The sequence below is a fragment of the Puerhibacterium puerhi genome (assembly GCF_009846865.1).
Lineage (GTDB): Bacteria > Actinomycetota > Actinomycetes > Actinomycetales > Cellulomonadaceae > Puerhibacterium > Puerhibacterium puerhi.
This window is the reverse complement of record NZ_WUWN01000046.1, coordinates 1-21450: the sequence shown is the minus strand read 5'-3', so window position 1 is coordinate 21450 and position 21450 is coordinate 1. Positions and strand designations below refer to the sequence as shown.

General features: G+C 74.9%; 23 protein-coding genes. 14 read left to right on the top strand and 9 right to left on the bottom strand.

Going from position 1 to position 21450, the window contains the following annotated elements; all coding sequences use genetic code 11:
- Both GSF02_RS16090 and GSF02_RS16085 read left to right on the top strand, forming a co-directional pair.
- The coding region (locus GSF02_RS16090) for an ABC transporter ATP-binding protein (protein WP_159798353.1) at positions 1 to 849 on the top strand (849 nt) is incomplete at its 5' end.
- A complete protein-coding gene (locus tag GSF02_RS16085) occupies positions 846 to 1586 on the top strand; it encodes an energy-coupling factor transporter transmembrane component T family protein (RefSeq protein ID WP_159798351.1) in 741 nt (246 codons plus the stop codon). The genes GSF02_RS16090 and GSF02_RS16085, both read left to right, overlap by 4 nt.
- Before the next feature lie 10 nt (positions 1587 to 1596).
- Here the strand turns inward: GSF02_RS16085 and GSF02_RS16080 are convergent, their stop codons facing one another.
- Complete coding sequence (locus GSF02_RS16080; protein WP_159798349.1) at positions 1597 to 1746, bottom strand: hypothetical protein; 150 nt, start codon at positions 1744 to 1746, stop codon at positions 1597 to 1599.
- 153 nt (positions 1747 to 1899) lie between these two features.
- Between GSF02_RS16080 and GSF02_RS16075 the strand changes: the two genes are divergently transcribed.
- Positions 1900 to 2433, top strand: coding sequence for a hypothetical protein (locus GSF02_RS16075; RefSeq protein ID WP_159798347.1), 534 nt, complete (start codon positions 1900 to 1902; stop codon positions 2431 to 2433).
- Between the two features lie 69 nt (positions 2434 to 2502).
- Here GSF02_RS16075 and GSF02_RS16070 read toward each other — a convergent pair whose 3' ends face one another.
- The 3 genes from GSF02_RS16070 to GSF02_RS16060 are packed head-to-tail and all read right to left on the bottom strand — an operon-like array spanning position 2503 to position 6812.
- The gene (locus tag GSF02_RS16070) at positions 2503 to 3447 is read right to left on the bottom strand and encodes an NAD(P)-dependent oxidoreductase (RefSeq protein WP_159798346.1); all 945 of its coding nucleotides are present in this window, start codon (positions 3445 to 3447) and stop codon (positions 2503 to 2505) included.
- A complete protein-coding gene (gene yicI, locus GSF02_RS16065; protein WP_159798344.1) occupies positions 3444 to 5765 on the bottom strand; it encodes an alpha-xylosidase in 2322 nt (773 codons plus the stop codon). Before yicI ends, GSF02_RS16070 begins: the two co-directional genes overlap by 4 nt.
- 33 nt (positions 5766 to 5798) lie before the next feature.
- Positions 5799 to 6812, bottom strand: a complete 1014-nt coding sequence (locus GSF02_RS16060) for a LacI family DNA-binding transcriptional regulator (RefSeq protein ID WP_159798357.1) — start codon at positions 6810 to 6812, stop codon at positions 5799 to 5801.
- Positions 6813 to 7013: 201 nt separating this feature from the next.
- On the opposite strand from GSF02_RS16060, the gene GSF02_RS16055 reads away from it, so the two are divergent.
- From GSF02_RS16055 to GSF02_RS16045, 3 genes are read left to right on the top strand one after another with little or no spacing between them, the layout of a single operon-like run.
- A complete protein-coding gene (locus tag GSF02_RS16055) occupies positions 7014 to 8231 on the top strand; it encodes a sugar ABC transporter substrate-binding protein (RefSeq protein ID WP_159798342.1) in 1218 nt (405 codons plus the stop codon).
- A 37-nt stretch (positions 8232 to 8268) separates the two neighbouring features.
- On the top strand, positions 8269 to 9246 hold the full coding sequence (locus GSF02_RS16050) for a carbohydrate ABC transporter permease (RefSeq protein WP_159798340.1): 978 nt from the start codon (positions 8269 to 8271) through the stop codon (positions 9244 to 9246).
- Between the two features lie 7 nt (positions 9247 to 9253).
- A complete protein-coding gene (locus GSF02_RS16045; protein ID WP_159798338.1) occupies positions 9254 to 10072 on the top strand; it encodes a carbohydrate ABC transporter permease in 819 nt (272 codons plus the stop codon).
- 39 nt (positions 10073 to 10111) lie between these two features.
- On the opposite strand, the gene GSF02_RS16040 is transcribed toward GSF02_RS16045, so the two are convergent.
- Entirely contained in the window at positions 10112 to 10753 is a 642-nt protein-coding gene (locus GSF02_RS16040) for a dihydrofolate reductase family protein (RefSeq protein ID WP_159798336.1), read from the bottom strand.
- Positions 10754 to 10961: 208 nt separating this feature from the next.
- Between GSF02_RS16040 and GSF02_RS16035 the strand changes: the two genes are divergently transcribed.
- From GSF02_RS16035 to GSF02_RS16025, 3 genes are all read left to right on the top strand, one after another.
- Complete coding sequence (locus GSF02_RS16035; RefSeq protein ID WP_159798334.1) at positions 10962 to 11690, top strand: hypothetical protein; 729 nt, start codon at positions 10962 to 10964, stop codon at positions 11688 to 11690.
- A gap of 63 nt (positions 11691 to 11753) precedes the next feature.
- Positions 11754 to 13127, top strand: coding sequence for a glutamate decarboxylase (locus GSF02_RS16030; protein ID WP_159798332.1), 1374 nt, complete (start codon positions 11754 to 11756; stop codon positions 13125 to 13127).
- A gap of 52 nt (positions 13128 to 13179) precedes the next feature.
- Positions 13180 to 14067 (top strand): oxygenase MpaB family protein, encoded by an 888-nt coding sequence (locus tag GSF02_RS16025; RefSeq protein WP_159798330.1) that lies wholly within the window; start codon positions 13180 to 13182, stop codon positions 14065 to 14067.
- On the opposite strand, the gene GSF02_RS16020 is transcribed toward GSF02_RS16025, so the two are convergent.
- Positions 14064 to 14714 carry a hypothetical protein gene (locus GSF02_RS16020; protein WP_235915632.1) on the bottom strand — a complete coding sequence of 217 codons (651 nt, stop codon included), beginning with the start codon at positions 14712 to 14714 and terminating at the stop codon, positions 14064 to 14066. The two genes, GSF02_RS16025 and GSF02_RS16020, sit on opposite strands and share 4 nt — an antisense overlap.
- Positions 14715 to 14847: 133 nt before the next feature.
- Between GSF02_RS16020 and GSF02_RS16015 the strand changes: the two genes are divergently transcribed.
- Positions 14848 to 15108, top strand: coding sequence for a GlsB/YeaQ/YmgE family stress response membrane protein (locus tag GSF02_RS16015; RefSeq protein WP_159798328.1), 261 nt, complete (start codon positions 14848 to 14850; stop codon positions 15106 to 15108).
- 87 nt (positions 15109 to 15195) lie between these two features.
- On the opposite strand, the gene GSF02_RS16010 is transcribed toward GSF02_RS16015, so the two are convergent.
- Positions 15196 to 15537 (bottom strand): Hpt domain-containing protein, encoded by a 342-nt coding sequence (locus GSF02_RS16010; RefSeq protein ID WP_159798326.1) that lies wholly within the window; start codon positions 15535 to 15537, stop codon positions 15196 to 15198.
- Positions 15534 to 15920: a response regulator gene (locus GSF02_RS16005; protein WP_159798324.1), complete on the bottom strand. Its 387-nt coding sequence runs from the start codon at positions 15918 to 15920 to the stop codon at positions 15534 to 15536. The genes GSF02_RS16010 and GSF02_RS16005 overlap by 4 nt, the downstream gene beginning before the upstream one ends.
- 129 nt (positions 15921 to 16049) lie before the next feature.
- Here GSF02_RS16005 and GSF02_RS16000 point away from each other — a divergent pair, with 129 nt between their 5' ends.
- From GSF02_RS16000 to GSF02_RS15985, 4 genes are all read left to right on the top strand, one after another.
- Positions 16050 to 18911 (top strand): ATP-binding protein, encoded by a 2862-nt coding sequence (locus tag GSF02_RS16000; RefSeq protein ID WP_159798322.1) that lies wholly within the window; start codon positions 16050 to 16052, stop codon positions 18909 to 18911.
- A complete protein-coding gene (locus tag GSF02_RS15995) occupies positions 18908 to 19414 on the top strand; it encodes a pyruvoyl-dependent arginine decarboxylase (RefSeq protein ID WP_159798320.1) in 507 nt (168 codons plus the stop codon). The genes GSF02_RS16000 and GSF02_RS15995 overlap by 4 nt, the downstream gene beginning before the upstream one ends.
- Entirely contained in the window at positions 19404 to 19946 is a 543-nt protein-coding gene (locus GSF02_RS15990; RefSeq protein WP_159798318.1) for a hypothetical protein, read from the top strand. The genes GSF02_RS15995 and GSF02_RS15990 overlap by 11 nt, the downstream gene beginning before the upstream one ends.
- Before the next feature lie 168 nt (positions 19947 to 20114).
- A complete protein-coding gene (locus GSF02_RS15985; protein ID WP_159798316.1) occupies positions 20115 to 20459 on the top strand; it encodes an Hpt domain-containing protein in 345 nt (114 codons plus the stop codon).
- 61 nt (positions 20460 to 20520) lie between these two features.
- Here GSF02_RS15985 and GSF02_RS15980 read toward each other — a convergent pair whose 3' ends face one another.
- Positions 20521 to 21267 carry a response regulator transcription factor gene (locus GSF02_RS15980; protein ID WP_159798314.1) on the bottom strand — a complete coding sequence of 249 codons (747 nt, stop codon included), beginning with the start codon at positions 21265 to 21267 and terminating at the stop codon, positions 20521 to 20523.
- Between the last annotated feature and the right edge of the window lie 183 nt (positions 21268 to 21450).

The following is a 21450-nucleotide window of genomic DNA, read 5'->3' as shown; positions in this document are numbered from 1 at the left end:
CTGCGCGCGCTGGCCGCGCCCGCGCCGGCCGCGGGCGCCCGACCCGAGGCCGCCGTGCTGCGCGCCCGCGGGCTCGCCGTCGCGCCGCTCGGGGCGCCGCGTCCCACCCGCCGCCGGCCGGTCGCCCCCGTGCTGCACGACGTCGACCTCGACCTGCGCGCGGGGGAGGTCGTCGCCGTGGTGGGGGCCAACGGCGGGGGCAAGTCCAGCCTGCTCGCCTGCCTGGCCGGCGTGCAGGAGCCCCTGGCCGGCGTGGTCGACGGCCCGCGCCCGGCCCTGGTGCTGCAGAACCCCGAGCACCAGCTCAGCCGCGCCACGGTGCGCGACGAGCTGGCGGTCGGCCTGCCGCCCGGCCAGGAGACCGCGCGGCGCGTCGACGCGATGCTGCACCGGTTCGGCCTGGCCGACCACGCCGAGCACAACCCGTTCCGGCTCTCCGGCGGCCAGAAGCGGCGGCTCAGCCTGGCCGCCGTGCTCGTGCACGACCGGCCGTTCCTCCTCGCCGACGAGCCCACCTTCGGGCTCGACCGGCACGGCACGGTCGCCGCGGCCCGCGCGCTGACCGAGGCGGCCGCCGCGGGCCGCGGCGTGATGTTCACGAGCCACGACCTGCGGACGGTGGCCACCTGCGCCGACCGCGTCCTCGTAGTCGCCGGGGGGACGGTGGTCGCGGACGTCGCACCGCGCGCGCTGGTCCGCGACCGGGGGCTGCTCGCCGCGGCGCGGCTGCGGCCGCCCGCGCTGCTGCGGCACCTGGCCGCCGACGTCGCCGACGACGACGAGCTGCGCGCCGTCCTGCGCGGGCTCGACGCCGCGGTGGAGCGTCTCGGGGAGCGGGTGCGGGCATGAGCCGGCTGGAGCACCGCAACCCGACGGTGAAGGCGGCCCTGCTGCTCGTCGTCTCGCTGTGCACGCTGCTCCTGCTCGACGTCGGCGTGCTCGGGGTCCTCTACCTGCTCGGGCTGGCCGGTGCCCTGACCGCCGCCCGCGTGGGGGTGCGGGCGCTCGCGGCGGCCCAGGTGCCGTTCGTCCTCTTCGGCGTCGGCCTGGTCATGGTGAACGCGCTGACCCGCCCCGGCGAGCCCTTCATCGAGGGTGCCGCCGTGCGGGTGACGCACGAGGGTCTCGTCGTCGGGCTGGCGCTCGCCCTGCGCGGCATGGTGATCGGCGTGCTCACCGTGGCGTTCCTCGCCACGACGCCGCCGCGCGCGCTGATGGTCAGCCTCGTGCAGCACGCGCGGCTGTCCCCGCGGTACGCGTACGCCCTGCTGGCCGGCCACCGGATGCTCGCGGCCATGCCGCGGCGGTGGGCCACGGTCCGCGCCGCCCAGGCCGTCCGGGCCCCCCTGGGCCGCGACGGGCGGCCCCGGCTCGGCGTGCGCGACTTCGGCCTGGCGGCGTTCACGCTGCTCGTCGGCTCGGTCCGCGCGTCGGAACGCGTCGCGCTCGCGATGGAGTCGCGCGGCCTGGCCGCCGGGCCGCGCACCGTGTGGCGGCCCGTCCCCCTGGGCACGGGTGACGCCGCGCTGGCCGTGGCGGTCCTCGGCGTGCTCGCCGCGGCCGTGGCGCTCGGTCGCGCCGGCTGACCGGCACCGGTCACTCCTCGGGCGGCAGGCCTTCCTCCGGCTCCATGGTGTTCGGCTCGTCGCTCATGGTCGCGCCGACGCCCTCGTCCGACAGGCCGGACGCGTCGTCCTGCTCGTCGGGCTCGTCGCCGCCGGGAGAGCGGTCGTCGGTCTCGCTCATCGTGCGCTCCTCGTGCTCGCCGTCCAGCCAGCGTCCGGCCGGGGGCCGCGGCCTGCAACCTCCCGCCGCCGAGAGCCCCCGGTGCCTGTGCGGGGCGAGGCGGACGTATCGTCGGAGGGCACCGGGAGCACCGCAGCGGCACGGAGGTCGGCGATGACTGCAGCGACGCTGGCACCGAGCGAGGAGCGACCTGCGCTTCCGTCCGCCCTGCGCGCGCTCGTGCGCACCGCCGTCGGCTACTCGGTGGCGCGCGCCACCCGGGCCGTCGAGCACCTGTCCGACCGGCTCGAGGGCCTGGCGGGCGACGTCGTCGCCACGGCGAAGGACACCGTCGGCGACCGGCTCGGGGAGGTCGTCGAGGGCGTCGCCGAGAAGGCGGAGGACAAGGTCGGTGACCTCGCCGAGACGGTGGAGGACACGGTCGGGGACGTGGTCGAGGGCGCGGCCGAGGAGCACGGCGTCGCGACGGGCGCCGTGGCCGGGGGCGTCGGCGCGGCGCTGGAGCACGAGAACCCGGTGTGGGGCGCGCTGAAGGGCGCGTGGGCGGGCACGCGGACGGGCACCAAGGTCGCGGTCGTCGTCGCGCTCGTGCTCGTGGCGCTGCTCAGCCCGGTGCTGCTCGTGCTGCTGCTCGTCGCCCTGCTCGTGGTCCTGGTCGTCCTGGCCGTGCGGCGCTCCCGGTCCTGAGCCCGCCCGGGACGGGTCGCGACGGCCCGGCCCGCGCCGGCGGGCCGGGCGCTCGACCCCGGTGCCGCGCTAGTAGCCGGCGCCCGGGTCGACGATCCCGTGCAGCTCCTCGCCCCTGACGAACCGCCGGACGTTGCCCAGCACCCGGTCGCGCAGCAGCGGCTCGACCATCGCGGGGGTGTCGGCGGTGTGCGGGGTGATCAGCGCCCGGGGCTCGTCCCACAGCGGGTGCGAGTCGGGCAGCGGCTCGGGGTCGGTCACGTCCAGGGCCGCGCCCGCCAGGCGCCCCCGCGCCAGCGCGTCGCCGAGCGCCGCCGTGTCGACCAGGCCGCCGCGGGCCACGTTGACCAGCACGGCCCCGGGTCGCAGCCGGGCGAGCTCGGCGGCACCGACCAGGGCGCGGCTGCGGTCGGTGAGCGCGGCGGCGAGGACCACCACGTCGGCGGTGGCGAGCTCGGCGTGCAGCTGGTCCACGGTGACGGTCCGCGCGGCACCGGCCAGGGGCTCGGGCCGCCGCCGCACGACGGTGGCGCGGACCCCGAAGGGCGACAGGAGCCGCAACAGCTCCTGCGCGATCCCGCCGGCGCCGACGACGAGCACCTCCGCGCCGTAGAGCGACGTCCCCTGCTGGGCACCCCAGGAGCGCGCCCGGGCGCGCTCCGGCAGGTGCCGCAGCAGCGCGAGCGTCAGGGCGAGCGCGTGCTCCGCCACCGGCCGCGCGTAGGCGCCCTTGGCGGAGGTCCACGTGACCCGGCGCTCGAGCAGGCCCGCCGCGGCGAAGTCGTCGACCCCCGCGGAGGGCAGCTGCACCCAGCGGACGCCCGGCGCGCGGTCCAGGGCCGCGCGCAGCCCCGCGACGTCGTGGGACCCGGTCCACACCAGGCCCTCGGTCGCCGCGCCCAGGGGGACGACGGCGGCGCCCGGGACGTCGGCCACGTCCCGGGCCCACGCCGGCGTGCCACCCGCGAGGCTGATCCCGACGCGGTGCGCCGCCGTGGCCGGCCCGGTGGTCATGCCAGCAGCCGGGCGACGCCGGCGTCGGCGGCCGTGCGGCCGCCGCCCACCACCTCGAGCGCCCAGTCGTCCGCCTGGCTGCTCTCGGCCACGATCGCGGCGCCGTCGCGGCGGACGGTGAACTCCACCTCCCGGCCGTCGGCCCCGGCGACGCGCACGGTGCGCGCCCACCCGAGGTCCTCGCCCGGGTTGACCAGGAGCGTCAGCCCCGCCAGGTGGTCGGTGTCCGGCCGGTCCTCGCGCGCGCCGAGGGGGACGACCCCTCCGGGGCGGACGTACAGCGGGAGCGAGTCGAACCCGTGCTGCTCGTGCAGCCAGCGGCCGCCCTCGACGCTCTTGCCCGTCAGGAGGCTGACCCAGGTGCCCTCGGGCAGGTACACGTCGACGTCGCCCTCGGCGCTGAACACCGGCGCCACCAGCAGGTCGTCGCCGAGCATGTACTGCCGGTCGAGGTGCGGGGCCGTCAGGTCGCGCGGGAACTCCAGGTACATCGGGCGCAGGATCGGGGTGCCGTGCCGGTGCGCCTGCTCCCCGGCGCCGAGCAGGTAGGGCACCAGCCGGTTCTTGAGCCGGGCGAACTTGCGGGTCACCGCGACGGCGCTCTGGGCGTCCGACTCGTCCTCGCCGAACATCCACGGCACGCGGTACGACCCGCTGCCGTGCAGGCGGCTGTGGCTGGAGAGCAGCCCGAACGCCGTCCACCGCTTGAAGACGGCGGCGTCCGGCGTCAGCTCGAACCCGCCGATGTCGTGGCTCCAGTAGCCGAAGCCGGTGAACGCGAGGGAGAGGCCGCCGCGGAGGGTCTCGGCCATCGACGCGAACGACGCCGTCGAGTCGCCGCCCCAGTGGACCGGGAACTGCTGGCCGCCCGCGCTCGCCGAGCGGGCGAACACGACGGCGTCGCCCTCGCCACGCTCCTCGACGAGGACCTCGTGGACCGCCTTGTTGTACAGGTGCGTGTAGTAGTTGTGCATGCGTTCCGGGTCGGAGCCGTCGGCGTAGACGACGTCGACCGGGATGCGCTCGCCGAAGTCGGTCTTGAAGCAGTCGACCCCCTGGCGCACCAGCCGGCGGAGCTTGTCCTTGTACCAGGCGGTCGCCTCCGGGTTGGTGAAGTCGACCAGGCCCATGCCCGCCTGCCAGCGGTCCCACTGCCAGACGCTGCCGTCGCGGTTCTTGACGAGGTAGCCGGCGGCCATGCCCTCGTCGAACAGGGGGGACTGCTGCGCGATGTAGGGGTTGATCCACACGCAGACCCGCAGGCCGCGCTCGTGCAGCCGGGCGAGCATCCCGTCGGGGTCGGGGAAGACGCGCGGGTCCCACTCGAAGTCGCACCAGGTGAACTCGCGCATCCAGAAGCAGTCGAAGTGGAACAGGCTCAGCGGGATGTCGCGCTCGGCCATGCCGTCGATGAAGGAGCTGACGGTCTTCTCGTCGTAGTCGGTGGTGAAGCTCGTGCTGAGCCACAGGCCGTAGGTCCAGGCCGGCACCCGGGCGGGGCGGCCGGTCAGCGCGGTGTAGCGCTCCAGGATGGTCTTGGGGTCCGGGCCGTAGATGACGAAGTACTCGAGCGTCTCGCCCTGGACGGAGAACTGGACCCGCTCGACGGCCTCGGACGCCACCTCGAAGGAGACGTGACCGGGGTCGTTGACGAAGATCCCGTAGCCCTCGTTCGTGAGGTAGAACGGGACGTTCTTGTAGGCCTGCTCGCTGGACGTCCCGCCGTCGTAGTTCCAGACGTCGACCGTCTGGCCGTTCTTGGCCACGGGCCCGAACCGCTCGCCGAGGCCGTAGACCATCCCGCCGACGCCGAGGTCGAGCTGGCTGAGCATGTAGCTGGTGCGGCCCTCGCGCTCGAGCTGGATCGGGCCGTGGTCGACGGCCGCGCCCGGCGCGACGTCTGCCCAGGCGGCGGACTTCGCGCCGCTGCGCGTCAGCAGCCGGTCGCCCGCCTGGAACCGCAGGTCCCAGCTCTTGCCGACCGACAGGTGGGCGCTGAGCTCGCCGGAGCGCAGCGTCGCGTCCGTCCCGTCGACCGTCGCCTGCCCCACGTTCTGCGGCGCACCGGCCAGCGGGAAGCGCAGGGGCTCGGGCCGGCCCTTGTGGTGCGTGAGCCGGACGCGGATCACGTTCTCCATCGGCGAGGAGATCGTGGTGGTGATGACCGGCAGGTTCAGCGTGTCGCCACGCTTCTCGACGACCCTGGTGGGCGCGATCGCCCGCAGCTCCCCGGCGTGCTCGGCGATGCGGTCGACCTCGCGGGCGTAGTGGATGCCGACGCCGGGGCGCGCGTGCCAGAAACCGTCGGTGAACTTCATCGTTGCAGACCTTTCGGGGGCGTGTGCGGGGGATCAGGCTCCCGCGGCGGGAGCCGCCGCCGTGGAGTGGTTCAGGTGGAGGGTGCAGGGGACGAGCTCCTGCACGAGGGGGGCCTCGGGCGCCTCCAGCGCGTCGACCATGGCCTCGACGCCCCGCCGGCCCAGCTCGGGGCCGGGGGCGACGAGCGCGCTCACCGCGGGATCGGCGTTGGTCACCGCGTCCGGGGACGTGGCGAGCCCCAGGACGGAGACGTCGTCCGGCAGGGTCCGCCCGGACGCCGCGAGCCCGTTGACGAACCCGTGCAGGGCGTCCTCGTTGAGGGCCAGGACTGCCGTCACGCCGGGGTGGGCCTCGAGCAGCCGCGCGGCGGCCTCCCGCCCGGAGCGCGGGTCCTGCGGGGAGCGGACGACCACGGGCTCCAGGCCGCGCTCGAGCACCTGCGCCCGGTAGGCGGCCTCCGTGCGAGCGATCGGGCCGTACCCGGACAGCGACCCGGAGTGCAGCTCGCCGAGCAGGAGCGCGACGCGGGTGTGCCCGAGGCCGACGAGGTGGTCGAGGCCGTCGGCGACCGCCGACTCGAAGTCGATGTCCACGTACCGCAGCCCGGCCGGGTCGGCGGTGCGACCGACGAGCACGAACGGCACGCCGCGCCGCTGCAGCAGGTCCACGCGGGGGTCCTCGGCCGTGACCTCCATGAGCAGGACGCCGTCGACGAGGCCGCCGCCCACGTAGTCGTCCAGCTGCTCGACCGTGTTCACCGGCCACAGCACGAGGTTGAAGCCCCGCTCGTTCGCCGCGAGCGCCGCGGTGGTCACGACGTTGAGCGCCGTGGTGCCGAGCTTGTGCTCGAGCGCGGGGAAGGCGAGCGCGATGATCCGCGTGCGCTGGCTCGCCAGGGCCCGGGCGAGGACGTTGCGGCGGAAGCCCAGGTCGGCCATCGCCTGCTCCACGCGGGCCCGCGTCGCTGCCGAGACGGGCTTGGAGTCGTTGACGACGAACGACACCGTCGCGAGCGAGACGCCGGCGCGGGCGGCGACCTCCTGCATCGTGACCAAGGCGACCTCCGGGCGGCTCGTGGGGGTGTCAGGGCTGATGAAAGCACATGACGGCGTCGCAGGTAAAGCGCTTTGACAGGGACCGGTTAAGCGCTCTACCGTTCCGACCACGACGCCCGGCGCAGGGCGCGACGGGCGCGCCACCCACGTGGGCGCAGGCCGCGACGCGGCCGCGAGCAAAGGAGCTTTGACGTGCGACGAATCACGACGGGAATCATCGGGGCGTCGGCGGCCGTGGCCGCCGTGGCGGCGCTCGCCGGGTGCGGCGGGGCGGACTCCGCCGCCGGGGGCGGGGACATCACCCTGAAGCTCACCGACACCATGTCGGAGACGAGCGCCCCGATCTACGACAAGATCTACGACGCCTGCGCCAGCGAGCAGGGCATCACCGTGGAGTCGAACCACGTGGCCGGCTCGGGCCTCATCAAGACGGTGCTGCAGCAGGCGTCGTCGCGCACGCTGCCCGACGTCCTCATGCTCGACAACCCGGACGTGCAGCAGATCGCCGCCTCCGGTGCGCTGTCGCCGCTGTCGGACTACGGCATCACCGGCGAGGGCTTCCCGCAGGGCGTCGTCGACGCCGGGACGTACGACGGCGAGCTGTACGGCATCGCGCCGATCGTCAACTCGATCGGCCTGTTCTACGACGCCGACAAGCTCCAGGCCGCCGGCATCCAGCCGCCGACGACCTGGGACGAGCTCGCGGACGCGGCGGCGAGGCTCACCACCGACGACACGTACGGCATCGCCTTCAGCGCCACCAACAGCTTCGAGGGCACGTGGCAGTTCCTGCCGTTCCTGTGGAGCAACGGGGCGAGCGAGGACGACCTGACCTCGCCGGAGGCCGTCGAGGCGCTGGAGTTCGTCAACCGCCTCGTCCAGGACGGCTCGGCCTCGGCCAGCGTCGTCAACTGGTCGCAGAACGACGTGAACGACCAGTTCATCGCGGGCAAGGCCGCGATGATGATCAACGGCCCGTGGAACATGCCGAGCCTCGAGGCCGCCGAGGGCCTGAACTTCGCGTCCGTGCCGCTGCCGGTGCCGAGCGCCGGCGACGAGCTCGTGGCCCCGCTGGGCGGGGAGACCTTCACCGTGCCGCAGACCGGCGACGCCGAGCGGATGGCCGCCGCCGGGGAGTTCGTCAAGTGCGTCACGCAGGGCGAGAACCAGCTGACCATGGCGACCGGCCGCGGGGCGGTCCCGTCCGACAGCGAGGTCGCGCAGCAGGCGGCCGAGGAGAACCCGCTCGTCGCCTCCTTCGTGGAGACGGTGCAGAGCGCCCGGGCGCGCACTGCCCTGCTGGGGGAGAGCTGGCCGGAGGCGGCCACCCAGATCTACACGGCCGAGCAGCTCGCCCTGACCGGCAGCGCGTCGCCGGCCGACGCGCTCGCCCAGGCCACCGCCGACTGACCCGGAGCCGAGCGACTGGAGAGGGGCCGAGCCCGACATGACCACGACAGCAACCCTCGAGGGGCGCGACGTCGCCGCCCGCGGCGACGGCCGCGGCGGCGATCACCACGGTGACCGGGCGCGCCGCCGCGCGCGGGCGCGGGAGAAGGCCGCGCAGTGGCTGTTCCTGGCGCCCGCGATCGTGTACGTCCTCGTCTTCTTCGGGTACCCCGTCGTCAAGAACCTGACGATGGGGTTCCAGGAGTACACGACGCGCACGTTCTACACGGGCGAGGCGCCGTGGGTCGGCTTCGCCAACTACGCCGAGGTGTTCCGCAGCAGCATCTTCGGCACCACCGTGGTCAACACCGTGCTGTTCACGGTCGGGTCCATCGTGGGCCAGTTCGTGCTCGGCCTCCTCCTGGCCCTGTACTTCAAGCGGCGCTTCCCGCTGAGCAACATGATGCGCTCGCTGCTGCTGCTCCCGTGGCTGCTGCCGGTGATCGCCGGCACCTCGGTGTGGAAGTGGATGCTGGACCAGGACAGCGGGGTGCTGAACCAGGTGCTGCGCGGCCTGCACCTCGTCTCGGACCCGGTGCCCTGGCTGACGAGCCCCGACGTGGCGCTGCTCGGCGTGGTCATCGTCAACGTCTGGCTGGGGATCCCGTTCAACTCCGCGCTGCTCTACAGCGGGCTGCAGGACATCCCGGACGAGCTGTACGAGGCCGGCGCGCTGGACGGGGCGACGGGCTGGAAGGCGTTCTGGCACATCACGTGGCCGAACCTGCGCGGTGTCGTCAACGTCGTGCTGGTGCTCGGGGTGATCTACACCCTCAAGGTGCTCGACATCATCCTGGGGCTCACCGGGGGCGGTCCCGCGAACGCCACCCAGACCCTGGCAACCGACTCCTACCGCCGGTCCTTCACCGAGTTCTCCTTCGGCACCGGCGCCGCGGTGAGCAACGTGCTCATCGTCGTCTCCCTCGTGTTCGCCGTCGTGTACCTGCGCGTCAACCGCCGCGCCGTGGATGAGTGAGGCCCGCATGCAGCGCACCAGCACCCTCCGCCAGCTTCCCTACACCCTGCTCGGGCTGGTCTTCCTCGCCCTGATGCTGTTCCCCGTCTACTGGATGGTGAACACGTCGTTCCAAGGCGGCGGCACGGCAGCCAGCAGCTCGTTCTTCCCCACGGACCCGACGTTCGACGGGTACCGGCGCGCGCTGTCGCAGCAGACGGGGAACCTGCTCACCAGCCTCGTCGTGGCGATCGGCACCGTCGTCGTCTCGCTCGCGATCGCGACCCCGGCCGCCTACGCCCTGTCGCGGTTCCGGCTGCGGGGGATGGGCGTCTTCTCGTTCGGCCTGCTGATCGCCCAGATGATCCCGGGCATCGTCATCGCCAACTCGCTGTACTCGCTGTTCAACGACGTCGGCCTGCTCAACTCGGTCCCGGGCCTCGTCCTGGCGGACGCGACGCACGCGGTGCCCTTCGCGATCCTGATCATGACCGCGTTCATGCGCTCGATCCCGCCGTCGCTGGCGGAGGCCGCGCGCGTCGACGGGGCGGGGCACTTCCGCGCCTTCTGGTCGATCATCGTCCCGGTGAGCCGGAACGCGATCGTGACGGCGGGCCTGTTCAGCTTCCTGTTCGCCTGGAGCGACTTCATCTTCGCGCTGACCCTGACGACCAGCGACACGGTCAAGCCGATCACGCTGGGCATCTACGACTACCTCGAGGGCAACGTGCAGAGCTGGGGCCCCGTCATGGCCACCACGGTGATGTCGTCGGTCCCGGCGATCATCCTGCTCGTGTTCGCCCAGCGGTTCATCGCCGCGGGCGCCCTGGGCGGGGCCGTGAAGTAGCGGTCGGCCGGGCCCGCCGCGTCCTCGGGGACGAGCCCGTCACTCCTGCGCGACGCCGCGGTCCGGGGCGGACATGTCACCCGTGGCGGGCGTGCCCTCGGCCAGCGCGTAGCGCAGGTAGACGGTGCCCTTCGGGCTGGCCACCGGCGGGTCGAGCAGCGTCAGGTTCGCGGGCACCGTGCCGGCGTCGAACACCTTCTTGCCGGCGCCCAGCACGATGGGGTGCACCCACAGGTCGAGGCGGTCGAAGAGCCGCTCGCGCAGCAGCGTCTGCACCAGGTCGAGGCTGCCGACGACCTTGACGCGCTCGTGGCGCTCGCGGACCTCGCGCACGGCGGCCGGCAGGTCCGGCCCCAGCAGCACCGAGCCGGCCCAGTCGAGGCGGGGGGTGCCGCGGGACGCCACGTACTTCGGGACCCGGTTGAACAGGGTGGCGATGTCGTCGTCCTCGCCGCCCTGCTGGTGCGGCCAGTAGGCCGCGAAGATGTCGTAGGTGCGCCGGCCGAGCAGGAGGGCGTCCGTGCCCTCGTAGGCCGCGCCGATCTGCTTCCCGGCGACCTCGTCGACCAGCGGCGCCTGCCAGCCGCCGAACGCGAAGCCCGCCGGGTCCTCCTCGGGGCCGCCGGGCGCCTGCCCGACGAGGTCGAGGGTGGCGAACATCTCGATGTCGATGAGTCCCACGGTGCCCTCCCGGTGTCTCGGTGTCGTCAGCCGTCGTCAGCCGTCGTCAGCCGTCGTCAGCCGTCGACGGGTAGACGCCGGGGCGCCGCCGGCCTCATCGGCGCCCGCGCTCGCCGGGGCGAGGTCACCCGGGCGGGGTGAGGCCCCGGCACCGGTCGCGGCCGAGCATGGACGAGCATGGGCGGACGGCACGGCGGGGAGGACCAGCATGAGCGTGCGGCCGGTCGTGCTCAACGCCGTCATCGCCTGGCTGTTCGTCATCGGGTCGGCGTGCTTCGCGGTGGGGGCGCTGCCCGCCTACGCGCAGGCGGTCGGCGCGCCGGCCGACTCGGTCACGTTCTTCGTCGGCTCGGTCTTCTTCACCGCCGCCTCGTTCGCCCAGCTCCTGCAGGCGCAGACGCCGGCGATGACCGACGTCGACGCGGCCGGCCAGCACGCCCGCCGTCCGCTGGGGCCGTGGGTCGGCCGGCCCCGCGACCCGGGCTGGCTCGCCGCGGTGACCCAGCTGCCCGGGACCGTGTTCTTCAACGCCAGCACCTTCGCCGCGCTCAGCGCCGTCGTCGCCGACGAGGACCAGCGCGTGTGGCGGCCCGACGTCTACGGCTCGACGCTGTTCCTCGTGTCGAGCGCGTTCGGCGTCCTCGCGGTCAGCCGCCGTGTCCTGGGCGCGCCGCCGCCGCCGGTGCCGCTCGGCATCGCGTGGCTGAACATGGCCGGCTCCGTGCTCTTCATGGCCTCGGCGATCGCGAGCTACGTGGTCCCCAGCACGCAGCAGGCGCTCGACTCCCGGCTCTCCGGCGCCGGGACGCTGCTCGGGGCGCTGTGCTTCCTCGTGGGCGCCGCGCTCCTGTTCCCCGCCTGGCGGTCCGCGCTGCGGCGGCGGGAGCCGTCGCGCGCCGCGGACGGCGCGCGGGCGCGGCGGCCACGGGACGCGTGACCGCGAGGGACGACCGGCACCACACGACCGGCACGAGACGACCGAGAGGGACGGAGGATCCCCATGAGCACCCTGCCCGGCGACGGCGACGCTGCACTGTTCGGCAACCGTTTCGCCATCGAGGAGGTCCCGACCAAGGAGTTCCCCGCGAACGGCATGACGGCCGTCGACGCGATGCGGCTGGTCTCGGAGGACCTGGCGCTGGAGGGGGACCCGGCGCGCAACCTGGCGACGTTCGTGACCACGTGGATGGAGCCCGAGGCGCAGCGGATCATCGCCGAGAACCTGCACCGCAACTTCATCGACCACGCCGAGTACCCGCGCACCGCGGAGATCGAGCAGCGGTGCATCCGCATGCTCGCCGACCTGTTCCACGCGCCGGGGGAGACGACCGGTGCCCGGACGCAGGGGTCGTCCGAGGCGATCATGCTCGGCGCGCTCTCCCTCAAGTGGCGCTGGCGCGCCCGGCGCGAGGCGGCCCGGAGGCCGACGGACCGGCCGAACCTCGTCTTCGGGGGCGACGTCCACGTCGTGTGGGAGAAGTTCTGCCGGTACTTCGACGTCGAGCCCCGGATCGTGCCGCTGACCAAGGGCAAGTACACGATCGGCCCGGAGGACGTCGCCCCGCACGTCGACGAGAACACCATCGGCGTCGCCGCCGTCCTCGGCACGACGTTCACCGGCCACAAGGACGACGTCGTCGGCATCAACGACCTGCTGGTCCGGCTCAAGCAGGAGCGGGGCATCGACGTGCCGCTGCACGTCGACGCCGCCAGCGGCGGCTTCGTCTGGCCGTTCCTCTACCCGGACTCCGCGTGGGACTTCCGCCTCGAGCAGGTGCGGTCCATCAACGTCTCGGGCCACAAGTTCGGGCTGGTGTACCCGGGCGTCGGCTGGCTGATCTTCCGCGAGCGCGCGGACCTCGCGCCGGAGCTCGTGTTCGAGGAGAACTACCTCGGCCGGGCCGACCCGACGTTCACGCTCAACTTCTCCACCGGCTCGGCGATGGTGCTGGCCCAGTACTACAACCTCGTGCGCTACGGCCGGTCCGGGTACACCTACATCATGCGCAACATGCAGTACAACGCGCAGATCCTCGCGGAGAAGCTGCAGGCCATCGGCCGCTTCGAGCTGATCGGCGCCTACGAGGAGCAGCTGCCGCTGGTGGCCTTCCGCCTCGCCGAGCCGCACGACTACGACGAGTTCGACATCGCCTGGCAGCTGTCCGCCGAGCGCGGCTGGATGGTGCCCGCCTACACGCTGCCGCCGGACGCGCAGGACGTGACGATCATGCGGGCGCTGGTCAAGGAGACGCTCAGCCGCGAGCACGTCGACACCCTCGCGCGCGACATCGAGGAGGCGTGCCGGACGCTGGAGAAGAAGGGCGGCGTGCACGAGATGGAGCGGCGCCGGGTCGTCACCGGCAGCGGCCACTGAGCGTGGCGGCGGTCGGCGAGAGCGCGGCGCACCGGCGGGACATACTGGCGTCATGTCGGTCGTGGCGAACCCGGTCGAGCGCCTGCGGACGCAGGTGGGCGACCTGCTGTTCGCCAAGGTCGCCGGCCCGGACGGGCCGCAGGCGCGCGAGCGGATCCACGGCACGCCCGGGCCGCGCTGGTTCCCTCCGGGCAGCGCCATCCGCCGCGTCCACGCCGACTCGGCGATGTTCGTCGGCGGGCTGCGGGCGCTGCTGCTGCAGTCGCTGCACCCGCTGGCGATGGCCGGGGTCGCCGGGCACTCCGGCTACCGCGGCGACCCGTGGGGCCGGCTGGCCCGCACGTCGACCTTCCTGGCGACCACCACCTTCGCCACCGCCGACGACGCCCAGGAGATGGTCGACCGGGTGCGGGCGGTGCACGAGCGGGTGCGGGGCAAGGCCCCGGACGGGCGGCCGTACCGGGCGAGCGACCCGCACCTGCTGACCTGGGTGCACGTGGCCGAGGCCGACTCGTTCCTCGCCGCGCACCAGCGCTACGGCGAGCGGCCGCTGGGGCCCGCCGAGGCGGACGAGTACGTCGCGCAGTCCGCGCGTGTCGCCCGGGCCCTCGGCGCGCGCGTCGTCCCGGAGACCGTGGCCGAGCTCGCCGCCTGCCTCGAGTCGTACCGGCCGGAGCTGGAGGCCACGCCGGCGGCGCTGGACGCGGCGCGCTTCCTGCTGCGCGAGCCGCCGCTGCCGGGTGCGGCCCGCGCGCCGTACGGCCTCCTCGCGGCCGCCGCCGTGGCGCTGCTGCCCGCGTGGGCCCGCGCGGCGCTCGACGTCGAGACGCCGCTGAGCCGCAGGTTCGGCGGCCCGGCCGGGGCGCTGGCGGTGCGTGCCGTGCGCTGGGGGATGGGGCCGGCGCGGGCGCGCGGCACGACGGCCGGCGAGGCGGCCTAGCGCCGCGGCAGGAGCACACCCGCCGCCACCAGCGCGCCCGCGAGCGCGGCGCCCACCGTGCCCGCCGCGAGGTCGCCGACCGTGTCGGCGTAGCCGACCTGGATGCGGTCGTCGAGCAGGGCGTTGCCGCACCACTCGCCGAGCTCCCACAGCGTCGCGAGGGTGACGCCGGCGGCGGCGGTGACGGCGCCGGCGCCCAGCCGCGGCCGCCGGGACGCGGGGGCGCGCGCCGGCGCGGCCCGCACCGCGACGTCCGGCAGCGCCACGAGCCCGAGCCGGGCGAGCGTGAGGTGCGCGAGCGCGGCGACCAGCCCGGTGGCGACCAGGTGGACCACGACGTCGAGCCAGCCCACGGCCCGGTACCAGTCGAGGGCGGCGGCCCAGGCGGCCACGAGGGTCGTCGCGCCGCACGCGACGTCGAGCGTCCGCGGCGCGGCGAGCGCGCGGGCCAGCACGGTGCCGCCGAGCACGAGGAGCAGGACGGCGCCCACCACCGGGCCGAACAGCACCAGGCCGACCACCAGGCTCACCGCCGCGGCGGCGCGGACCAGGTCCCCGGGGACGACGAGCCCGGCGAGGCGGTCGAGGCGGACGCGTCGCCTGCGGACGCGAAGGCGCGGGCCGGCGGGCGCGTGGGAGACGAGCACCCGGCCAGTGTGCGGGCGGGTCGGGTCGCTCGCCGGGGATCGGCGCGGGGGCAGCCCGGCTCCGGCGGGCGAGCACGCGGCGGCTCTGCCAGGGTGGAAGCGGTTTCAGCCGAATCGAACTGGGAGGAACACCGTGATCGGGTTCATCGTCGCAGGCCTCGTCATCGGGGCGCTCGCGCGCCTCATCAAGCCGGGCAAGCAGAACCTGGGGATCATCGCCACCCTGCTCCTGGGCCTGGTGGGATCGGTGATCGGTGGGCTCGTCGCGAACCTGCTGGGCACGGGGGACATCTTCGAGCTCAACGTCGTCGGGTTCATCGTGGCCGTCATCGCCGCCGTGCTGCTGATCGGCGTGGCCGAGGGGCTCACGGGCCGGCGGAAGGTCTCCCACTAGTCGCCCGCACGGCGCCCGGGTCACCGGGCGCGGGCGCGGCGCCTGCCGCACCGAGGGCCCTGGCCGCGCACGCGGCCAGGGCCCTCGTCAGCGTCGCCCGGGCGTGCGGCCCGTCGCCGCACGCAGGGCGTCGAGCGCCGGCGCCACGTCGGCGTCGGCTCCGTCGCGCAGCGCGACCTCCAGGCGCCGGGCCGCGTCGCCGAGGGCGCGCTCGCCGAAGGTCCCGGCCGAGCCGGCCACGGCGTGGCACAGCCGGACCGCCTCGTCGCGCGCCGCCGGGCCGACGGCGGCGAGGTCGACGGCGCGGCCGCCGGGGGAGAGCAGCTCCAGGACCCGCGCGGCACGGTCGCCGTTGCGCCGGCGCGCGCGCTCCGCGAGCAGTGCGAAGGCGTCGTCGTACGCGGTGCCGTCGGCCGCCGTGCCGCTCACGCGTCCCACCCGAGCACGTCGGCGAGCTGCTGCGGCAGGGTCAGCGGGTCGAACGGCTTGGTGATCACCGCCACGGCGCCGAGCCCGTCCAGGCGGGAGATGTCCTGCGCGCCGACCTTGGCGGTGAGGAAGACGACGGGCACGTCCCGCAGCGTCTCGACCTCGCGCATGCGGGCGAGCACGGTCGGGCCGTCGAGCACGGGCATCATCACGTCGAGCAGGATCGCGTCCGGCCGCACCCGGCCCGCGAGCTCGAGCCCCTCCGCGCCGTCGCCCGCCGTGCTGACCTCGTGCCCGCCCACCGCCGAGAGCGCCAGCGCGGCGACCTCGCGGATCGACGCGTCGTCGTCGATGACCACCACGTGCCGACCCCCTGCGCTCACGTGCCGCCCCCTCGTCCGCCGCTCAGAACACCGTGACCGTATCCCGACGGCACCCACGTCGCCGACTCGCCGTGCCCGCACGGCGGGGGAAACCGCCGCCCGGGGCCACCGTCTCCTACGCTCAGGCGCATGGGGGACCCCGGACGCGCGACGGCGCAGCGTGAGGGAGCGTTCGCGCGCTGGTGCTGGGTCGCCGGCGTCGCGGTCCTGGTCCTCGTCGCGGTCCTGGCCGGACCGTTCGACCCCGCGACGCGCGCGCAGGTCTCCCGGGGGGCGATCGCGACCGCCGGCCTCGTCGGGGCGGTGAGCTGCGCCGTCGGCGCCGTACGGTCCACTGGGCGCCGGCGCCGGGCGTGGGGGACGCTCTCGCTCGCCGGCCTCGTCGGGATGCTCGGCAACCTCTACGCCGCCCTGGTCGACGACCCCTACACGGGGGACGCGGCGTACATCGCCGCCCTGGCGCTCGCCGTCGTCGGCCTCGCGTTCTTCCCCACCGAGCGCCCGCGCGGCGCCGAGATCACCCGCATGCTGCTCGACTCCGTCGTCGTGGGCGGGTCCGTGCTCTACATCGCGCTGTCCGCGGTCGCCCCGCGCGGCGGGGTGGGCCCCGGCCTGCCCGACGTCGGCGCCTACGCCCTGCCCGTGGTCGACGCCCTGCTCGCCACGTTCGCCGTCCTGGTGATGACGCGATCGAGCGAGGCGGAGCGCGTGCCGCTCGTGCTCGTCGGCAGCGGGTTCGTGGCGTACGCCGTGGCCGACGTCGCGTACGCGCTGCTGTCCGCGGGCGGCGGCTTCACGTTCGGCAGCCCCGTCGACGTCGGCTGGGTGGCCGGGTACCTCGCCGGCGGGCTCGCGGCGCAGCACCCGGCAGCGTCCGGCTGGCGGACCGACGGCCGGCGCGGCAGCGGGTCGCCGGTGCTCGGCACCGTCGTGACGTTCTCCCTGTTCCTCGGCGCGGCGCTGGTGCGCGTCGGCGAGGTGCGCGGCGGCGTCCCCTGGGCGACGAACGTGCTGTGGGTCGTGGTCCTCGTCGCCGTCGTGCTGCGTCAGGTCCTCGTGGTGGTGGACAACGAGACGCTGCGCCACACCCTGGAGCGGCGCGTCGAGGAGCGCACCGCCCAGCTGCGCTCGCTGGCCAGCGAGCGCGAGCACACCCTCGAGTCCGTCGCCGACGGGATCTACGGCGTGGACGCCGCCGGGCGGGTCACGTTCGTCAACGCCGCCGCGGCGCGGATCCTCGGCGCCCTGGCCGTGGACCTCGTGGGGCGCGACGCGCACGCCACCTTCCACGCCCCGGCCGAGGACGGCACCCCGTACCCGGTCGAGCACTGCTACATCACCGAGGCGGTGCGCGACGGGATCACCGTCGCGGCCGAGCTGGACGTCTACCGGCGCCTGGACGGTCGCGAGGTGCCGGTCGAGGTCACGGCCAGCCCGTTGCGGGACGGCGACGTGGTGCGCGGCGCCGTCGTCGCCTTCCGCGACGTCACCGAGCGGCGCGCGGTCGACCGCATGAAGGACGAGTTCGTCTCCGTGGTCAGCCACGAGCTGCGCACGCCGCTCACCTCGATCCGCGGGGCACTCGGGCTCATCGACAGCGGCGTGCTCGACGCCTCGCCCGACCAGGCGGCGCGCATGGTGCGTATCGCGCTGACCAGCAGCGAGCGCCTCAGCCGGCTCGTCGACGACATCCTCGACATCGAGCGCATGGACGCGGGCAACACCCGGCTGGAGCTGGGCGAGCACGGGGTCGGGGCGCTCGTCGCCGCGGCGGCCGAGCAGGTCTCGGTCCTCGCGGACGAGGCCGGGGTCGTCGTGCGGTCCGTCGCCTCGGCGGAGGTCGTCCGCGCGGACGGCGAGCGCATCGTCCAGGCGCTGACCAACCTGCTGAGCAACGCCGTGAAGTTCTCGCCGCGCGGCGGCACCGTCCGGGTCTCGGCGGTGCCCGCCGGCGACCTCGTCGAGCTGCGGGTCGACGACGAGGGCCGCGGGATCCCGCCGGACAAGCTCGAGGCCGTCTTCCGCCGGTTCGAGCAGGTGGACGCGTCGGACGCGCGCGAGCGCGGCGGCACCGGGCTTGGTCTCGCCATCGCCCGCGGGATCGTCGAGCAGCACGGCGGGCGGATGTGGGCGGTCAGCGAGGGCGAGGGCAGGGGGTCGAGCTTCCGGTTCACCCTGCGCCGCGTCGCCCAGCACACGGTCCTCGACGCCGCCGCGCCGGGCGACGCCTCGCCCGGCGCCGCCGCGACGACGCGGGTGGTGGTCGTCGACGACGACGCCGCCGTCGTCGCGGCCCTGCGCCCGGTGCTGGCGGAGCGGGGCTACGAGGTGGTCGGCGCCGCGGACGGGCCGGCCGCGCTCGCGGCCCTCGAGCGGGAGCCCGCCCGGGTGGTCGTGCTCGACCTCGCGGTGCCCGACGCCGGCGGCGCGCGGGCGCTGAGCCGGCTGCGGTACGCGGCCGTGGCGGCCCCGGTGCCGACCCTCATCGTGCCCGTGGCCCCGGCGTCGTTGGCCGGGACGGTGCGGGACGTCGTCCGGCTGCGGCCGCACCGTCAGCGGGTGCTGCTCGTCGGGCACGACGACGCCCTGCTGGAGGCGGTGGCGGCGGACCTCGCGCGCACCGGTCTCTCGGTGACGCGGGCCCGCTCCGCCGCGGGGGCGCGCGAGGCGCTGGCCGGGGGCCTCGAGCCCGACCTCGTGGTCCTCGGCCCCGCGGCGGCGGACGGCGCCGGCGACGGTCTCGTCGCCGACCTGCGTCGTGACGGCCGGCTGCAGCAGGTCCCCCTCGTCGTCCACCCCGGGGATTTCGCCCGCGATCGTGGCGCGGAGGGTGTCGACGAGCCGGGCGTGGACCGTACTGTCTCCCTGGGCACCGGTCGTGGGCCGCTGGACGTCGTCCTGCCCCGCGTGCTCGACCTGCTGGACGCCGCCGCCGGCCGCGCCGCCGGCGTCGACGCCCGGCCCGATCTCTCAACCCCGAGGACCCCATGAGCGAGCCCCTGACCATCCGCGTGAGCACCGGTACCGGCACCGGGCGGACGCAGCTCTCCGCCTTCGACGCTGCGCTCGCCGACGCGGGCGTGAACGACTTCAACCTCATCCGCCTCAGCTCCGTCGTGCCCCCGGGCAGCCGGATCCTCGAGGTGCCGGGCGCCGAGCAGCTCAAGGGCGACCACGGCGACGCCCTGTACTGCGTCTACGCCGAGGCGCACGCCTCGCTGCCGGGCCACGAGGCGTGGGCCGGCGTCGCCTGGTCGCGCCGCGTCGACGGCAGCGGCGCGGGTCTCTTCGTCGAGCACGAGGGCCCCTCCCACGAGCAGGTCGCCACGGACCTGACGCACAGCCTCGAGGACCTGTCGGTCACGCGTGGCGGGCTCTACGAGCCGGAGGGCCGGCGGATCACCGGCATCGTGTGCGAGACGCTCCCGGTGTGCGCGATCGTCGTGGCGACCTACCGCAAGGCGGGCTGGGAGGAGGCCGGCGATGGGCGCTGACGTGACGTTCGAGACCAAGGTGTCCGGCGATGTCGCCGAGCGCTTCTGGGCGCTGTACCTGGCCGCCTTCGAACCGCTGCGCACGCGGGCCGCGGCGCGGCACGTGCTGCACCGCGAGGAGTTCGACGAGGAGATGGCCGACCCGCGGGTGCTCAAGCTGCTCGCGCGGGACGAGGACGGCGAGGCGGTGGGGCTGACGACGCTCGCGACCGATCTCGCCGCGGTGCCGTGGGTGAGCCCGGAGTACTACGCCGCCCGCTACCCGGAGCACGCCGCCCGCGGGGCGATCTGGTACGTCGGGTTCACGCTCGCCCACCCGGGCCGGCGCGCCACGCGCACGTTCGTGGACATGCTCGACGCCCTGGTCACGCATCTCGGCGAGCACCAGGTCGTCTGCGCCTACGACGTCTCCCGGTTCAACGACGACTCCCTGCGGTTCGCGCAGAACCTGCACCGCCACGCCCAGCGCACGCGGGAGATCACCACCGAGACGGTGGACCAGCAGACGTACTACGCCACGACGTTCCACTGACGTCCCGTCGCTCAAGAACCCCAAGCGGTTTCTTGAGCAACCGCGGGCGACATTGGGGCAGGACTTGAGCCCGGCACCGCAGGCTGGTCGGACCGACGCACGGAGAGCAGACGTCATGACCACCTGGTACCGGGCACGGGCGTGCGCGCCGGCCGTCGAGGCCGCGTGATGACCGACGCGGTCGACCGCGCGGCGCTCTGTCGCCTCGCGGACGACGTCGGGGCGCAGGGGGCGCGGCAGTTCGCCGAGCGCTACCTGCGCGCGCTGGGCGAGCGGCTCGAGCGCCTGCGGCAGGCCGCGGCCGCCCAGGACCGCCCCGGTGTGCGCGACGCCGCGCTGTCGCTCGCCAGCTCGAGCACGATGGTGGGGGCGACGGCGCTGGCCGAGGAGGCGTACGCCGTGGTGCGCCGGGCCGCCGCCGACCCGTTCCAGCCGTTCGGCACCGGAGGCATCGGGCCGCTGGAGCGCCTGGTGGGCGAGACGTCGAGCGTCCTGGCCCAGCTCCTGCACTGACCGAGGCCGGCTGCGGGGCGGCCGAGGCCGGCCCCGAGGTGGCCGGGACCGACGCCGGGGCTCAGCCCGGCTGGAAGCGGTAGCCCAGCCCGCGCACCGTGTGGATGAAGCGCGGGGCGCTGGGGCTGTCGCCGAGCTTGCGGCGGAGGTTGGCGAGGTGCACCTCGACCGTGCGGCGGTCGGCCTCGCTCACGACCGCCCCGTGGTTGTCGCCGTCGGGCCACAGCACGGCCGCCAGGTCGCCCTTGGCCACGGCGCGGCCGCGGGCCGCGTAGAGCCGGGCCAGCAGGTCGAACTCCGTGCGGGTGAGGTAGACCAGCTCGCCGTCGACCTGCACCGTGCGCCGGGCGGCGTCGAGCTCGATGCCCCGCACCGGGGCCGGCTCCGGGTCGGAGGCCGGGGCCGCGGCAGGCGCCGGCCCGGTCACGGACGCCACCCGGCGCAGCAGGGCGTCCACGCGGGCGCGCAGCTCGCGCGGGCGGAACGGCTTGGTGACGTACTCGTCGGCCCCGGACTCCAGGCCCATCAGGGTGTCGGGCTCGTCGCCGCGGGCGGTGACCATGATGACCACGGTGTCGGAGAAGGTGCGCAGGCGGCGCACCACCTCGAAGCCGTCGATGTCCGGCAGCGAGACGTCGACGGTGGTCACGACGGGCGACACGGTCTTGGCCAGGGCGACGCCCTGGGTCCCCGTCGCCGCCGCGTGGACGGTGAAGCCGGCCTGCTGGAGGGTCAGCTCGATCAGCCCACGGATCTCCTCGTCGTCCTCGACGACGACGGCGGTCCCCCTGACCCACGGCTCGTTCACGCCCCAGAACCTAGCAGCCGCGCGTCGCGCGCCCCAGGACGATTCCGGGAGCGGTGTCCCACCCGCCGCCGGGTCAGTGCGCGCCGGCCGGGACGAGGGCGCGGTGCACGCGGCGGGCCGAGCGCGCCGGGCGGCGGCGCACGGTGCCGCGGGCCGCGAGCGCCCCCGCGGGGAGCGACGCGC

What these genes read in the sequence shown, in the direction of transcription:
- GSF02_RS16085 (WP_159798351.1), top strand. Translation starts at nt 846, where the DNA reads ATGAGCCGGCTGGAGCACCGCAACCCGACGGTGAAGGCGGCCCTGCTG.
- yicI (WP_159798344.1), bottom strand. Translation starts at nt 5,765, where the DNA reads ATGAAGTTCACCGACGGTTTCTGGCACGCGCGCCCCGGCGTCGGCATC.
- GSF02_RS16050 (WP_159798340.1), top strand. Translation starts at nt 8,269, where the DNA reads ATGACCACGACAGCAACCCTCGAGGGGCGCGACGTCGCCGCCCGCGGC.
- GSF02_RS16045 (WP_159798338.1), top strand. Translation starts at nt 9,254, where the DNA reads ATGCAGCGCACCAGCACCCTCCGCCAGCTTCCCTACACCCTGCTCGGG.
- GSF02_RS16000 (WP_159798322.1), top strand. Translation starts at nt 16,050, where the DNA reads ATGGGGGACCCCGGACGCGCGACGGCGCAGCGTGAGGGAGCGTTCGCG.
- GSF02_RS16070 (WP_159798346.1), bottom strand. Translation starts at nt 3,447, where the DNA reads ATGACCACCGGGCCGGCCACGGCGGCGCACCGCGTCGGGATCAGCCTC.
- GSF02_RS16075 (WP_159798347.1), top strand. Translation starts at nt 1,900, where the DNA reads ATGACTGCAGCGACGCTGGCACCGAGCGAGGAGCGACCTGCGCTTCCG.
- GSF02_RS15995 (WP_159798320.1), top strand. Translation starts at nt 18,908, where the DNA reads ATGAGCGAGCCCCTGACCATCCGCGTGAGCACCGGTACCGGCACCGGG.
- GSF02_RS16080 (WP_159798349.1), bottom strand. Translation starts at nt 1,746, where the DNA reads ATGAGCGAGACCGACGACCGCTCTCCCGGCGGCGACGAGCCCGACGAG.
- GSF02_RS16035 (WP_159798334.1), top strand. Translation starts at nt 10,962, where the DNA reads ATGAGCGTGCGGCCGGTCGTGCTCAACGCCGTCATCGCCTGGCTGTTC.
- GSF02_RS16030 (WP_159798332.1), top strand. Translation starts at nt 11,754, where the DNA reads ATGAGCACCCTGCCCGGCGACGGCGACGCTGCACTGTTCGGCAACCGT.
- GSF02_RS15985 (WP_159798316.1), top strand. Translation starts at nt 20,115, where the DNA reads ATGACCGACGCGGTCGACCGCGCGGCGCTCTGTCGCCTCGCGGACGAC.
- GSF02_RS16060 (WP_159798357.1), bottom strand. Translation starts at nt 6,812, where the DNA reads ATGCAGGAGGTCGCCGCCCGCGCCGGCGTCTCGCTCGCGACGGTGTCG.
- GSF02_RS15990 (WP_159798318.1), top strand. Translation starts at nt 19,404, where the DNA reads ATGGGCGCTGACGTGACGTTCGAGACCAAGGTGTCCGGCGATGTCGCC.
- GSF02_RS16025 (WP_159798330.1), top strand. Translation starts at nt 13,180, where the DNA reads ATGTCGGTCGTGGCGAACCCGGTCGAGCGCCTGCGGACGCAGGTGGGC.